Source organism: Nocardia sp. (assembly GCF_025465275.1).
In the GTDB taxonomy this organism is placed as follows: Bacteria; Actinomycetota; Actinomycetes; order Mycobacteriales; family Mycobacteriaceae; genus Nocardia.
In genome coordinates, this window is the sequence record NZ_JAODNK010000158.1 from 1 (window position 1) to 14131 (window position 14131).

Below are 14131 nucleotides of genomic sequence, written 5' to 3' on the forward strand. Positions count from 1 at the left end.
CCCAGCGCGCCGTCCAGGCCCAGGCGCTCCTTGCAGTACTGGTCCGACTCCCAGCCCTGCAGGGTGGCGAGCACCACGGAGGCGAAGGCCTCGTGGATCTCGTAGTAGTCGAAGTCCTGCAGCGTCAGGCCGTTACGGGCCAGCATGCGCGGCACCGCGTAGGTCGGGGCCATGAGCAACCCGTCCGGTCCGTGGATGTAATCGACCGCGGCGACCTCGGAGTCGACCAGGTAGGCCAGCGGCGACAGCTTGTGCGCGGCGGCCCACTCGTCGCTGGAGAGCAGCACCGCGGAGGCGCCGTCGGTCAGCGGGGTGGAGTTGCCCGCGGTCATGGTGGCATCGCCCGCCTTGACGCCGAAGACCGGCTTCAGGGTGGACAGCTTCTCGATGGTCGAGCCGGGACGCAGGTTGTCGTCGCGAGTCAGCCCGAGGAACGGGGTGATGAGGTCGTCCATGAAGCCACGGTCATAGGCGGCGGCCATATTCCGGTGCGACAGGTAGGCCAGCTCGTCCTGGGCCTCGCGGGCGATGCCGAATTCCTTGGCGGTGATGGCGGCGTGCTCGCCCATCGACAATCCGGTGCGCGGTTCGGCATTGCGCGGGATCTCGATGCCGACCATGGACGGGCGCAGGCGGCCGACCAGCTTGGCGTAGTCCTTGTTGTTCTTGGCGCGGTTGGCGTCGAGCATCCACTCGCGCATGCTCTCGCTGACGCCGATGGGCGCATCGGAGGTGGTGTCGGTGCCGCCGCCGACGCCGGCCTCGAAGCGGCCCAGCGCGATTCCGTCGGCCACGGTCTGAATGGCCTGCAGGCCGGTGCCGCAGGCGAGCTGCAGATCGTGGGCCGGGGTGTACGGAGACAGGGTGGAGCCGAGCACGCTCTCGCGGATCATGCCGTGCTCGCCGACCCGCTTGAGGACAGCGCCGCCGACCACCATGCCGAGGCGTTCGCCCTGCAGCCCGAACCGGCTGACCAGGCCGTTCAGCGCGGCGGTGAACATATCCTGGTTGGAGGCGTGTGCGTACTTGCCGTCGGAGCGGGCGAACGGAATCCGGTTGCCGCCGAGGATTGCAACAGGCTTGGCCTGCTTGGCGGTCTTGGCTGTCCTGTCCGCGGGCTGCGCCGCGGGCTTCGCCGAACGGGCTTTGGTGGTCACTCGAGTCTCCAGTGTCTCGTCGGGTGGATTTCCGTACTCGCATCGATCCCGCGGGACCGGCGGCGATCGGTTTACATTAAACTTACTCTGGAGTAAGTTCATTTGTCGACACCGTACCCCCGGCTGTGGCCGAAACCGCTCCGGGCCGGGACGTACGAGACGGACAATCCCGAGACAGAGAAGGTAGGAACAGTGGCAGCCAGCAAGAGCAAGGGCGCTCCCAACCTGTACGGATCGTTCATCCACTCCGCGCCCGGCGCGTTCCTCGCGGGCAAGCTGGGCCTGCCGAAGCCGGAGAACCTGCGCCGCTACGTCGCCGGTCAGCCCGCGCTCGCCGGTCCGGTGCTGCTCGGCGGCAAGGGCCGCGTCGCCGACGCCGCGCGGAATCTGCTGTCGGACTACGACTTCGCCGACTCCGTCACCCCGGGCGTGAAGCTCGGCGCGCTGGTGTTCGACGCCACCGGCATTCGCAGCATCGAAGAACTGCAGCAGCTTTTCGAGTTCTACCAGCCCGCCCTGCGCAGCCTCGGCGCGTCCGGCCGTGTCCTGGTCATCGGCACCACGCCCGAGCTGACCGCGACCGTCGACGAGCAGATCGCGCAGCGCGCCCTCGAAGGCTTCAGCCGCTCGATCGCCAAGGAACTGCTGCGCGGCTCCACCGGCAACCTGGTGTACCTGCACCCGGAGGCCGCTGCCACCGCCACCGGCCTGGAATCCACTCTGCGCTTTATTCTTTCGGGCAAGTCGGCCTTCGTCGACGGCCAGGTCTTCCGCGTCGGCAAGGACGACTCCACCGCCCCGGCCAGCTGGGACAAGCCCCTCGCGGGCAAGGTCGCCGTGGTCACCGGCGCCGCGCGCGGCATCGGCGCGACGATCGCGGAGGTGTTCGCTCGCGACGGCGCCACCGTCATCGTGGCCGATATCCCGGCCGCCGGTGAGGCGCTGTCCGACACCGCCAACAAGGTCGGCGGCACCGCCCTCGCGCTCGACGTCACCTCGCCCGACGCCGCCGAGAAGCTGGCCGCCTTCGCCACTGAGCGCTTCGGCGGCATCGACATCATCGTGCACAACGCCGGCATCACCCGCGACAAGTTGCTCGCGAACATGGACGAGGGCCGCTGGAACTCGGTCATCAATGTGAACCTGGCTGCGCCGCACCGCATTACCGAGGGCCTGGTGGCCGCGGGTGCGCTCAAGTCCGGTGGCCGCGTCATCGACGTGTCCTCCATCGCCGGTGTCGCGGGCAACCGCGGTCAGACCAACTACGGCACCTCCAAGGCGGGTGTCATCGGCATGGTGAACGCCGAGGCCCCGAAGCTGGCGGAGAAGGGCATCACCATCAACGCCGTCGCGCCGGGCTTCATCGAGACCGCCATGACCGCCGCGATCCCGCTCGCCACCCGTGAGGCCGGCCGCCTGATGAGCTCGCTGCTGCAGGGCGGCCAGACCATCGACGTCGCCGAGACCATCGCCTACTTCGCCTCGCCGGCGTCGAATGCGGTGAGCGGCAATATCGTTCGCGTCTGCGGCCAGAGCCTGATCGGAGCATGATGAGCCAGACCATCAAGCTCACGGAGGCGCCGAAGAACACCAGTCTGTTCGTGAAGGCCGCGCTCGGCGCGGTGCCGGTGCCCGGGCTGTCGGCCCGCAAGTCCACCGTGCCCGACCGGACCGTCCGGCTCGAGGGCTTCAAGGTCGATCCGGATCACCTGGCGGCGTACTGCCGGGCGACCGGGCTGCGGTTCAATGATTCACTGCCGCTGACCTACCCGTTCGTGCTCAGCTTCCCGCTCGCGATGCAGCTGGTCGTCGCTCGCGACTTCCCGTTCGTCGCGGTCGGCGCGGTGCACGCGGAGAACGTGATCGAGCGGACCCGGGAGATCTCGGTCGCCGAGCCGCTGGATTTCGAGACCCATATCGAGAACCTGCGTGAGCACCCCAAGGGTCTGCTCGTGGATGCCGTCACCGAGATCAGTGTCGGCCGGGAACTGGTGTGGCGGCAGGTCACCACCTTCCTGCACCAGCAGCGCACCTCGCTGTCGGGCGGGCCCAAGCCCGAGCCCAAGCCGGACGAGGTGCCGCCGGCGCCGTTCCGCACGATCCGGGTCGATCAGAAGACGATCAGCCGGTATGCGGCGGCCTCCGGTGACCACAATCCGATCCACACCTCCGCCCTGGGCGCCAAGGCTTTCGGCTTCCCGAAGCCGATCGCGCACGGCATGTGGTCGGCGGCGAACATCCTCGGCAATATCGAGGGTCGGATCCCCGAAAAGGCCACCTACGCAGTGAAATTCGGTAAGCCGATCTTCCTGCCGTCGACGGTCAACGTCTACACCGACCAGGTCGCGGGCGGCTGGGATCTGGCGCTCAAGAACCCGAAGAAGGGTTTCCCGCACCTCACCGCCACCGTCCGCTGAGCCGCGGCCCGGCCGGTAGCGACCACCCGCTCCCGGCCGGGCTCGGCGTAGCATGGCGTCACCGCCGCGACGATGGCGCACCGAGGCCACACGGCGCCGCCGGTCGTGGCAAATTCGAGACAGAACAACTGAAGACCCGGGGTCGCGCTGGCCCGGTGGTTTCCGAACCACCACAGCGCCCGACAACCACAGGTACTGTCGGGCCGTTCGACGGCGTGGCCCCCATGGGTGGGGCGAGAGCCGCGCACCGATTCGCAACCGTATGTCGCCACGCAGGGGTTTCTACATCCGGTCAGCGAATTGGCGCGCGGCTTTTACGTTTCCGCACCATCGTCGACCGCACAGCCCCCGCCATCGATCGCACAGCTCCCGCCGGTGTCAAACAGCCCCGGTGAGGGCTGCTCGATGCTGATACACGCTGTTCGGTGCGTCGGGTTGGGTTCAGCAGCCGCAATCGCAATCGCAGCAGTCGCAGCAGTTGCAGCAGTCGCAGCAACCATCGCAGCCAGGGTCGCAACCGTCGCAGCAGCCGCGGTCGGCCCAGCTCTTCTTGCGCTCTCCGCTGCACGGACTGGTGTGTTCGGCACAGCAGGCATAGCAGGTGCAGTACTGCAGGCAGACGATCCCGAGGCCGACCCACAGCCCGTTTCGCTGCGGTGGCGGGTAACCGGGACCGCCGGGGCCTTGCGGACCCCCGGGGCCTTGCGGACCCCCGGGGCCGCCCGGACCCCATGGACCGCCAGGGCCACCTGGACCTCCACCTCCTGGGCTGATGGGCACACCAGGACCCCCAGGGCCACCGAAGTACGGGGGACCTCCAGGGCCATCGGAGTATGCGGGGTTCGGGTTGGTGGGTACCTGTGGATAACCCTGGGATCGGGGATAGCCGGGATTCGGTTGACCAGGGCCTTGGGGGCAGGCGGGGCCCTGTGGATAGTTTGGGCCCTGTGGATAACTCTGGCTTGTCAGTGACTGCGGATAGGGGAGGGGTGCAGGGGGTTTCGCGGTGTGGTCGGTACGGCAGGTGTGGGTGGTGCAGGTGTGGATGATGCCGGAATCCCTGCCCAGCTTGCGGATTACGCTGTTGAGCGGGTCGAGCAGCATCCAGCGCACGGTGGCGACACGCTCCAGGGCGACCTGCTTCAGCGCCGCCTTCAGGATCGAATTCGATTCGCGCAGTAGGGTATGCGCTTCATCCACAGTTGTACCGGTGGCTGTGAGCGGATTGAATTTGCCTGCCGCGCGGTCCGCTTCGATGTCCTCCAGGGCATCGGCCAGATGGGCGATGCGGCCGAAGTGCCGGCCGGCCTCCCGTAGCGCCTCGGCATTTTCGGGGCGTCCCGCCAGAATCGCGGTGTGCGCGAAGAGTTCTGCCGCACACAACTGTGTCGGAGCGGTCAGGCCGTCCAGAAGTTCCAGGCGTGCAGCGGTTGTGGACGATTGTGGATAACTTGACGCGGCGGCTTCCAGCCGAGCCTGGGATTCGATTGCGGCGATGAGGGGTTCGATATCCAAGCCGATCGGCGCGGCGGCGGCCTGCGCTCGGCTGCGCCAGCGCTCGGAGACACGGGCGAGCGGTCGTTCGGAGATGCGGCGGGTGTCGGCGTCGTCGATGTGATCGCGAATCTTGGCCGCGCCCAACAGCAGTGACGCGGTGGCGGCCAGCTGGATACCGGGGGAGTCCGCCGGAGCGACACTCGCGCGCCGCATACCGCGCAGTGGGCACGGACCGGCGGTGGCGCGGGCGGCGGGCTGTAGCTGCTGCGCCTCGGTGAGCACGCCGAGCACAATGGCATCGGTATTGGTCGCGGCCCGGGCCAACTGGCCGTGCCCGTCCCGCAACCCCAGGCAGAGCCCGCACATATGAGTTTGCCAACTGGTGGATTCGATACCGTACTGCGCTGCGCCGTGCGCACACGGTTTGAGCAACCCGAACAACCTGCGTCCCCGTTCCCGGCCGTATCGAACCGGCCGTCCTACAACACAATCCGTGCGACTGTGGCAGGCGTTAACGAGGCTTGCAAGGCGAGCGGGCTACGCCTCCTGTATTTCCTTCTTCTTACCGGACAGACCGCGCCAGGCGAGCGTGTCGAGCAGGTCCACGGCCTGGGCCATATCGACGGTCCCGCTGGCGACACGATCGGCAATGGCCTCGCCCGCACCGATGACCGCCACCGAGACGACCTCGAAGTCGGTGCCCGGTTCGGCGTACTTGGCGCTGGACTCGAGCAGCTTCGCGGTGAGCTCGATGACCCGGTCCCGGCTATTGGAGATTTCCGAGGCGAAGGGTTGCTGACCGAGTGCTTGCCGATAGAGGACCTGCCAGGACAGCCGATTCTGGTCGACGTAGGACAGGAAGGCCTCCAGGCCGGCCCGCAATTGCTCGTGCGGGGTGAGCTTGGGATTGCCCGCAACCGCCACGGCCTCGATGAACCGCATGCTCTCCCGGTGGATGCACGCCCGGAAGAGCTCGTCCTTGGAGCCGTAGTACAGGTACAGCATGGGTTTGGAGATCTTCGCCTCGGCGGCGATGGCATCCATGGAGGTGTCGTGGTACCCCTTGCGCGAGAAGACCTCCACGGCGGCGTCGAGCATCTGTTGCTCACGTACCGCGCGTGGAAGCCGCTTCGTTCCGCCTGCCATCCACTCTCCTAGACCGTGCTAATACACGTCGAAGCTCCTATCTTACTCCAAGGTAAGTTCCGCGAGTGCGAATTGCCGGTGATTCGCCACAAAGGCGCTCAGCAGTGTGGAGCGGTGCCCTTGAACTTTGCCATGCGAAGGACCGAAGCATCTACCTGGCTTCCCGGTAAGCGGCCACTCTGTACCGCGTCGACCAGCCGGTCCAGCACCTTGGATACCGCGTCCGTGGTGATCCACAGGGCATTGTCGGCCCCCGCGACCAGCGCGGCCTCGACCGCATCCTCGATGCTCATGCGGGCCGTGATGGCCGCCATGCCGCCCAGATCATCGGTGAAGATCACCCCGTCGAAGGGGTCTGCGCCGTATCCGGTGCCCTGGCGCAGCAGCGCCATCGCCTCTTTGCTGATGCTCGCGGGGACATTCGGCTCGGTCAGTCCGGGCACATCCAGATGCCCGACCATGACCGCCGAGCCGGAGTCGATCAGCTTGCGGAACGGCACCAGATCCGAGGTCTGCATCTGATCCAGCGGCGGAGTGCGCACCGCGCCGGTGTGCGAGTCGCCGGAACCCGAACCGTGGCCCGGGAAATGCTTCATGACGGTGCCGACGCCGGCATCGTGCAGCGCGCGAATGAACGTTCCCGCGTACTGCACCACCACATTCGGATCATCGGAGAAGGAGCGGTCGCCGATCACCGAATCATCGGGCTGGCTGCTCACATCGGTATCGGGCGCGAAATCCACGGTGACGCCCAGCGCCTTCAGCTTTTTCGCGCGGTCGAGGCTGAAGGTGTAGAACTCGTCCACGCTCATGGTCTTCGCGATCTCGCGCGCGGAGGGTGCGGCGCCGATCAGGTCCTTCACCCGCGAAACCCGGCCGCCTTCTTCGTCGATGGTGACCATCACCGGCGTGCGCGAGGCGGCTTGCACCTTCGCGATCTGGTCCTGGGCCAGCAGTGCCTTATCGGTCCAGCCGCCGACGAAGACTCCGCCGACCTGCTCGGTGCGCACCACGTTCTCGGCGTCTGCCTCGCCGGTGACACCCACGGTGAGCAGCTGCGCGAGCTTCTGGCGCTGCGTGAACTGCCCCAGATACGCGGCATTGCAATCCTGCGGGGCAGGTGTGGTGGACGGCGGCGTAGTGCCGCCGCTGGATCCCGTTGTGGTCGATGACGATTGGGTCGAGGGGGCGGAGCTGCCGCCCGAGCATGCGGTCAGCACGACGGCGGTCATAGCCAGTACGAGAACCGGAAGGTTGCGCATGACCCCCGACGGTAGCGACCGTCGCGGCCACTGCCTATCGCGGACACGTGTTGCGACCTTCTGCGGCGCGTCGTTCGCTGGTGATCTGCATGCAGCGAATATGTGGCAATCAACACAGATGAGAATTTCCTATGCGCACCCGCCTGCTAGTAGCGTGCCGTTCATACGTCTGGCAGGTGGTGTCAACTGCGTATGTTTTCTGTTGGTTGAATCGGAGCGGCGGGGGCGCTGTTCGGTACCGACGGATGTCAAGGCATCGAAAATCGCCGTGCTTCAGCATTTAGCATCGTTTCGGCTACCTATAGCAGCCGATTCGGTCCGGCGAGAAACGTAGGGAGAACCGGATCAAAATGCGTATAAGTGCGTTATTCCGCACGGCCACGCTCGGCATGGCCGCGGCGATCGGGCTCGCACTCGCGAGCGCCGGTCCCGCCACCGCGAGCGATGTGGACCGCTACCTCGACCTTCCGCTCACCAACCGGGATGCGGCGCAGGCGCCGGGCGGCGTAAATGCCGCCCTGCCCTATGACCGCGCAGAACTCGGCAGGCTCCTCGATGAGGCTCGTGCCCAAGGCATTTCGCCGACGCGGTATGCCGCCCTGCTGTACCAGTACTGGCTGGTCGACGCGACCGGCAAGGCCGGAATCGATTTGGCCGCTTGGAATCCGCGCACCGGAGTGCAGGCCAATCGCGACAATCTGATCAAGTCCTACCGCTACTACGAGGACCTGCAGCTCGCGCATCGCGAATTGCAGTGGGCCGGAATGGGTGGTCAGGTCGGCGCCGATTTCGGCGGCGGGCTCATCGATTTCGAGCTGATGGGCTCGGATATCTATGGCCTGCCGGGGCTTTCGGAGTCGGCCCGCTCCGTAATGGGCGCGGTGCAACGGGCGGCCGGGCCGGATGCGGTGGCACAGCTGCCCAGCGGTCTGCGCGCGCTGGCTTCCGCCGGTCCGAACATCACGCCCGATGACGTGCGCTACATCATCGGGATGATCCTGGTGATGCAGAAGAACATCTTCTCGGACCTGATGCCCATGCACGACGCCTACGTCACCGCGGGGCTGCCGGCCCTGGAGGAGCTCCGCGCCGCCGGTCTGTTCGGCGACGACATTCTGGGCGCCTGGCGTGATGTCGCCTCCGGCGACGCCGATCGCATCGCCGCCGGCAACGGTGTGCTGCTGCGCCGCGAACAGCAGTGGGCCATCGGCCGCCAATGGGACGAAGTGCGCTCCTACAAGGGCGATATCGGTGAGGCGATCACCTATGTCAGCGGCGCGGCCGGTTCACCCTCCGTCGCCGGCGTCACTCCGCCGCGTGAATTCGATCCGGTGCGCATCCCGTTCACCTCGGCCGACGGTCGCGGCGCCCTGCTGACGCTGCCACTGCCGGAATGGAATTGGGCGGTCCTGGACTCGCGCTGGGACTACATCACCACCGAACTGCTGCCCAAGTACCGCTTCCAGGTCGAGAACAATTGGCCTGCACTGGAAGCCGCCATGCGCACGCCCTATGCGGTGCAGATGGAATCGCATCGCCCGCTGCTGAACATTTCGCAGCTGCTCGAATCCGCCGCGCGTCAACTTCAGGTCACCCCGTTGAATGCATCCCCATCGAATACGAACCCGACGAATGTGGAAGCGACGGTGCATTGATCATGCGTTGGAAACTGCCCGCACCGCTGCTGGCCGTGGCGCTCATGCTCACCGGGATCGCCACTGCGGCGGCCGATCCCGTCAATCCGGTGCCCGGACCCGACCGGATCTTCAACGGTTTTGTGATCGGCACCCTGGACACCGCCGAAAACGCCTCGCCGGAAGAGAAATTCGAGGCGCTGCTCGCGAATGATCCCTTCTACCAGGAGCCTTCGCTCACCGGCGCGGAGCAACCCGGCACCATTCTGAAGTCCAAGCCGGTGGACGTGATGTTCCTGGGCGTGAAGCCGCGCACCGTCGAGGCCTACAAGCTGATGTACGTGACCACCGCACCCGACGGTGCCACCCCGGTCATCAGCACCGGCATCCTGATGATCCCGAAGGACGGCAAGCCCGCCTCGGAGCGCCGGTTGATCTCCTATCAGGAGGCCAACGACAGCGTCGGCTGGTCCTGTCATCCGAGTACGCAGTGGACCGGTGGCGCGCCGCTGGACGGTTCGTCGTGGTCCGCGCTGGGCCCGCTGGCGCTCATGTTCGACAAGGGCTACGCGGTCATGACCTCCGATGTCGGCAATGACGCGGATCGCAATCCGCACGGCGTCTTCGTCGGCAGCTATGCCGGCCACGCCCAATTGGACGGCGCGCGTGCGGCTTTGCGCCTGCCCGAGGCGGGCCTGAGCACGAAGACCCAGATCGGCATGTTCGGAATCGCCGGCGGCGGTGTCGGAGCGGCATTCTCGGCCGAGATGGCCCCGGTCTACGCGCCGGAGCTGAACATCAAATCGACCGTGCTCGAGGGCATGGTGGTCGATCCGGCCGGCTTCATGCGCGTCACCAGCGGCTCGGTCGGATCCGGTTTCGGACTGGCGACCCTGCTCGGGCTGGAGCCGTGGTACCCGGAGATGCAGGTGAACGCCAAGCTCAATCCGGCCGGACAGGCGCTGGCGAATTTCTATCGCACCCAGTGCCAGGTCCCGGCCTACTTCGGCCTGCCTTTCGTGCCGATGGAGGCGCTGTTCAACTCCGGGCGCAATCCCGCCGACGAACCGGATTTCCAGCGCGCCTTCCAGAACAATGTGCTGGGGCGCAATGGAACACCGAAGTCGAAGATCATGATCTCCTCGTGCGCCAAGGATGATTCGCCGATGTCGCTGGTGCCCGCCAAGGACGCCCGGGATCTGGCCGGCACCTATCGCTCGCAGGGGACCGACGTCACCTATGCGCCCACGGACTGCAGCATGGAGCGCTTCATCACCGATATGTACGGATGGGGTGTCGACCTGTTCGGCATGCAGACCATCGACTGGATCGACAACAACTTCGACTGAGAGTGATGCGCTGATGATGGCAATAGTGGATGGCGTGGTCTACCTGCTCACCTTCGGGCCGCTCGCGGTCGCGAAAATGGCAGCGCAGGCCCTCGGCTTCTGACGCCGATCTCGGTTTCCGATATCGAACTGAATCGGCAGTGGCTCCCGACCCTGAGGTCGGGAGCCACTGCCGTGCCACGACTTTCGCCGTGAACTACTGCTTCGGAAGCTCGTGATGCCCGCCGAACGCCTGGCGCATGGCGGAGAGCACCTTGTCGGAGTAGAGCGATTCACCGCGCGAGGAGAAGCGCTGGAACAGCGCCGCCGACAGCACCGGTGCGGGCACGCCCTCGTCGATGGCGGCATCGACGGTCCAGCGACCCTCGCCGGAATCGGAGACGCGGCCGCCGAACGTGTCCAGGTTGGGATCGGCGTAGAGCGCGGCGGCGGTGAGGTCGAGCAACCAGGAGGCGACCACCGAACCACGCCGCCACACCTCGGTGACCTCGGGGATATCGATGTCGTACTGGTAGAACTCCGGGTTCTCGAGCGGCGTGACCTCGGCCGAATGCTCCTGGTCCTGCTGGTTGCCGACATTCGCCTTGTGCAGGATGTTCATACCCTCGGAATACGCGGCCATAGCGCCGTATTCGATGCCGTTGTGCACCATCTTCACGAAGTGACCCGCGCCGGCCGGGCCACAGTGCAGATAGCCTTCCTCGGCGGTGGACGGTGCGCCGGTGCGGCCGGGAGTGCGCGGTGCGGCGGCGACACCCGGGGCGATGGACTGCAGCAGCGGTTCGAGGTGGGCGACGATCGTGTCCTCGCCGCCGATCATCAGGCAGAAACCGCGGTCGAGACCGAAAACGCCACCCGAGGTGCCGATATCGACATAGTGAATACCCTTGGGCTGCAGTGCCTTCGCGCGCTTGATGTCCTCGTGGTACCGGCTGTTGCCGCCGTCGATGACGATATCGCCGGGTTCCAGCAATTCGGCGAGCTGGTCGATGACCCCGCCGGTCGCGCCCGCCGGGATCATCACCCATACGACGCGCGGGGCTTCCAGCATGGCTATGAATTTCGGCAGCTCCGTGGTGCCGGAGAAGCTGTCGCCGAGCTCGGTGGTGAGTCCGTCGATCTGCGCGGTGTGGCGTTCGAAGCCGACCGCCGTGTGCCCGTCGCGGACGATGCGGCGCACGATATTGCCACCCATCCGGCCGAGCCCGATCATTCCGAGCTGCATCTCGTCTCCTGGAGTCGTCCCGAGGCCCGGTCTGCCCCGAGCTCTGCGTGGCTGCGTGTGATGGCGCCGGGTGTAAGGCGCTATCTGGCTATGTCTCGATTGTCCCAGTCGAGGTTGCCGAGAATTTTTTCCGGTCTTGTGGGCAAGGTATGTAACGCCTCTGAGCAGGCGTCGATAGACGGGGTGGCTCCGTGCTGTTGCCAGACCCCCGACCCGGCAACCGCACGGAGCTTCTTTTTGTCCTTATTCTATGTTGCGAGAAGATAGCTATTTCCTCGCCTGGAAGGATTTTTTGTGTTCACAGCCCGCAGGGTTGGTATTGCTGCAGGTGTGCTGATGGCCGTGGGCGGTATTGCCTTCGCCGTGGACTGGTCACTGTCGTCCGGACAGGTGCCGCGCGGCGTGCAGGTTGCCGGAATCGATATCGGCGGACAGGATCGGTCGCAGGCGCAGACCCGGCTGGAAACCACTTTGAATCCGCGTGCCGTACAACCACTCACGGTCACGATCGGTGACGTGCGGACCACCCTGGTACCGCACGACGCCGGTCTGTCGCTGGATTGGGACGAGACCTGGGATCGTATCGGCGGCCAGCCCGTGAACCCCTTCACCCGGCTGCGGTCGTTCTTCGGGACCCGAAAGGTGGAGCCCGCCACCGTGATCGGCGATGCCGCCATGGCCAGGCAGTTGAACGTGCTGCGCGCTCACGACCGGCAGCCCGTCGAAGGCGGCATCGTCTTCGAGCAGGACAGGCCGGTGCCGGTGCGGCCCGTGCCCGGTCGAGTACTCGATGTGCCCGCCGCCCGGACCGCGCTGGCCGAACACTGGGCCGACGGTTCCGTACTGGCCCTGCCCGTCACCGAGACCCCGGCGCGAGTATCCGCAGCGGCAGTGGACAAGGCGCTGCGCGAGATCGCGCAGCCCGCGGTTCGCGGCCCGATCACCTTTACCGGCAAGGGTGGTGATGCCGTCCTGGAGCCCGCGCTGCTCGCCGCCGCACTCTCCTTCCACCCGAACGACCAGGGCGCACTCGCCGTCTCGTACAACAGCGACGCCTTGGTCGCTGTGCTCGAACCGCAATTGAAGTCCACCGAGGTGGCGCCGAAGGACGCGACCTTCGCGCTGTCCGGCAGCCGGGCGTCCGTGGTGCCCGCCGTGGTGGGCGAGACCATCAAGTGGGACAAGACCTTCGAAGGGCTGCCCGCACTGCTGGTTGCGCCCGGCGACCGGGCCGAGGCCGTCGTCTACGAACCGGCGCAGCCGGCACTGCCCACCGCTGATGCCGAGAAACTCGGTGTCATCCAGGTGATCGGCTCGTTCACCACCGGCGGATTCAGCGGGCCCTCGGGCGTGAATATCCGCACCGTGGCCCGCAAGGTCGACGGCGCGCTGGTGCGGCCCGGAGATACCTTCTCGCTCAATGACTTCACCGGTACCCGCGGCGTCGAACAGGGCTATGTGGAGTCCGGCATCATCAATAACGGCCGGCCCGATGTGGCGGTCGGCGGCGGCATCAGCCAATTCGCCACCACCCTCTACAACGCGGCGTATTTCGCCGGTCTCGAGGACGCGGGCCATACCGAGCACAGCTACTACATCTCCCGCTATCCCGCCGCCCGTGAGGCTACGGTCTTCGACGGCGCCATCGACCTGAAGTTCCGCAACAACACCCCCTACGGCGTCTACATCGAAACCCTCGCCGGCGGTTCCGAGCTGACGGTCCGCATGTGGAGCACCAAAACCGTTGAGGTCGAATCGATCACCGGTGACCGCACGAAGCCGACGGAACCGAAGACGGTCACTCTCCCCAAGGGCAAGAACTGCATCGCCTCCGACGGCGCACCGGGTTTCACCACCTCCGATACCCGGGTGATCCGCGCCGCCGATACCGGTAGGGAGATCTACCGTCACACGCGCACGGTGAAGTACGACCCCATTCCGGTCGTCACCTGCGAGTAGATCAGGGATAGACGGCGATCTCGATGAGATTCCCGTCGAGGTCGCGGCAGTAGTGCGACACCATCTCGCCGAGTGCGCCGATCTTGGTCACCGGCCCGTTGGTGATCTCGACCCCGCACGAAATCAGGTGTGCGCGGACCTGTTCCGGCGTGAGGGTGGTGATGAAGCAGAGGTCTTCGGACCCGGCCGCTTCGACCGCGCCCGTGGTCCATTCCGGGTCCAGATCGAGTGCGCCGAGCGGTCTCAGATTGATCTTCTGAGTGCCGAAGGCCAGTGCGGTGCGGCCGCGCGGGCCGAATTTCTCGACCCGCATGCCGAGCACCTGTTCGTACCAGGCGGCGGTGGCCGCGACGTCGCGGCAATTGAGGACGATGTGATCGAAACGTTCCACCGAAAGTCCCATACCTTCAGACGTTACTCCGGCGATCCGGCTACGGCACAGGGACTTTCGTGGTGATCTGCCCGACGAAACAGGCAAATTTCCG

The 14131-nt window shown here is 66.2% G+C and carries 11 protein-coding genes; 5 read left to right on the forward strand and 6 right to left on the reverse strand.

What is annotated here, in order from left to right; translation table 11 throughout:
- Positions 1-1157 (reverse strand): acetyl-CoA C-acetyltransferase (locus JWN03_RS34180; RefSeq protein WP_297623732.1); only part of this gene is annotated, 1157 nt, incomplete at its 3' end.
- 192 nt (positions 1158-1349) lie between these two features.
- Between JWN03_RS34180 and JWN03_RS34185 the strand changes: the two genes are divergently transcribed.
- Both JWN03_RS34185 and JWN03_RS34190 read left to right on the forward strand, forming a co-directional pair.
- Positions 1350-2708, forward strand: coding sequence for a 3-oxoacyl-ACP reductase (locus JWN03_RS34185; protein WP_297623734.1), 1359 nt, complete (start codon positions 1350-1352; stop codon positions 2706-2708).
- Positions 2705-3574: a MaoC family dehydratase gene (locus JWN03_RS34190; RefSeq protein ID WP_297623737.1), complete on the forward strand. Its 870-nt coding sequence runs from the start codon at positions 2705-2707 to the stop codon at positions 3572-3574. Before JWN03_RS34185 ends, JWN03_RS34190 begins: the two co-directional genes overlap by 4 nt.
- A gap of 441 nt (positions 3575-4015) precedes the next feature.
- On the opposite strand, the gene JWN03_RS34195 is transcribed toward JWN03_RS34190, so the two are convergent.
- The 3 genes from JWN03_RS34195 to JWN03_RS34205 form a co-directional block, all read right to left on the reverse strand.
- On the reverse strand, positions 4016-5503 hold the full coding sequence (locus JWN03_RS34195; RefSeq protein WP_297623739.1) for a DUF5685 family protein: 1488 nt from the start codon (positions 5501-5503) through the stop codon (positions 4016-4018).
- 105 nt (positions 5504-5608) lie between these two features.
- A complete protein-coding gene (locus JWN03_RS34200) occupies positions 5609-6217 on the reverse strand; it encodes a TetR/AcrR family transcriptional regulator (protein WP_297623742.1) in 609 nt (202 codons plus the stop codon).
- A gap of 98 nt (positions 6218-6315) precedes the next feature.
- Positions 6316-7479 carry a glycoside hydrolase family 3 N-terminal domain-containing protein gene (locus JWN03_RS34205; protein ID WP_297623744.1) on the reverse strand — a complete coding sequence of 388 codons (1164 nt, stop codon included), beginning with the start codon at positions 7477-7479 and terminating at the stop codon, positions 6316-6318.
- A gap of 350 nt (positions 7480-7829) precedes the next feature.
- On the opposite strand from JWN03_RS34205, the gene JWN03_RS34210 reads away from it, so the two are divergent.
- Entirely contained in the window at positions 7830-9134 is a 1305-nt protein-coding gene (locus JWN03_RS34210; RefSeq protein ID WP_297623747.1) for a hypothetical protein, read from the forward strand.
- Between the two features lie 2 nt (positions 9135-9136).
- Positions 9137-10462 carry a lipase family protein gene (locus JWN03_RS34215; RefSeq protein WP_297623751.1) on the forward strand — a complete coding sequence of 442 codons (1326 nt, stop codon included), beginning with the start codon at positions 9137-9139 and terminating at the stop codon, positions 10460-10462.
- Positions 10463-10658: 196 nt separating this feature from the next.
- Here JWN03_RS34215 and gnd read toward each other — a convergent pair whose 3' ends face one another.
- Entirely contained in the window at positions 10659-11687 is a 1029-nt protein-coding gene (gene gnd / locus JWN03_RS34220) for a phosphogluconate dehydrogenase (NAD(+)-dependent, decarboxylating) (RefSeq protein ID WP_297623754.1), read from the reverse strand.
- Between the two features lie 336 nt (positions 11688-12023).
- On the opposite strand from gnd, the gene JWN03_RS34225 reads away from it, so the two are divergent.
- Positions 12024-13646 (forward strand): VanW family protein, encoded by a 1623-nt coding sequence (locus tag JWN03_RS34225; protein ID WP_297623757.1) that lies wholly within the window; start codon positions 12024-12026, stop codon positions 13644-13646.
- 1 nt (position 13647) lies between these two features.
- On the opposite strand, the gene JWN03_RS34230 is transcribed toward JWN03_RS34225, so the two are convergent.
- Complete coding sequence (locus JWN03_RS34230) at positions 13648-14049, reverse strand: VOC family protein (RefSeq protein WP_297623760.1); 402 nt, start codon at positions 14047-14049, stop codon at positions 13648-13650.
- Positions 14050-14131 lie beyond the last annotated feature (82 nt).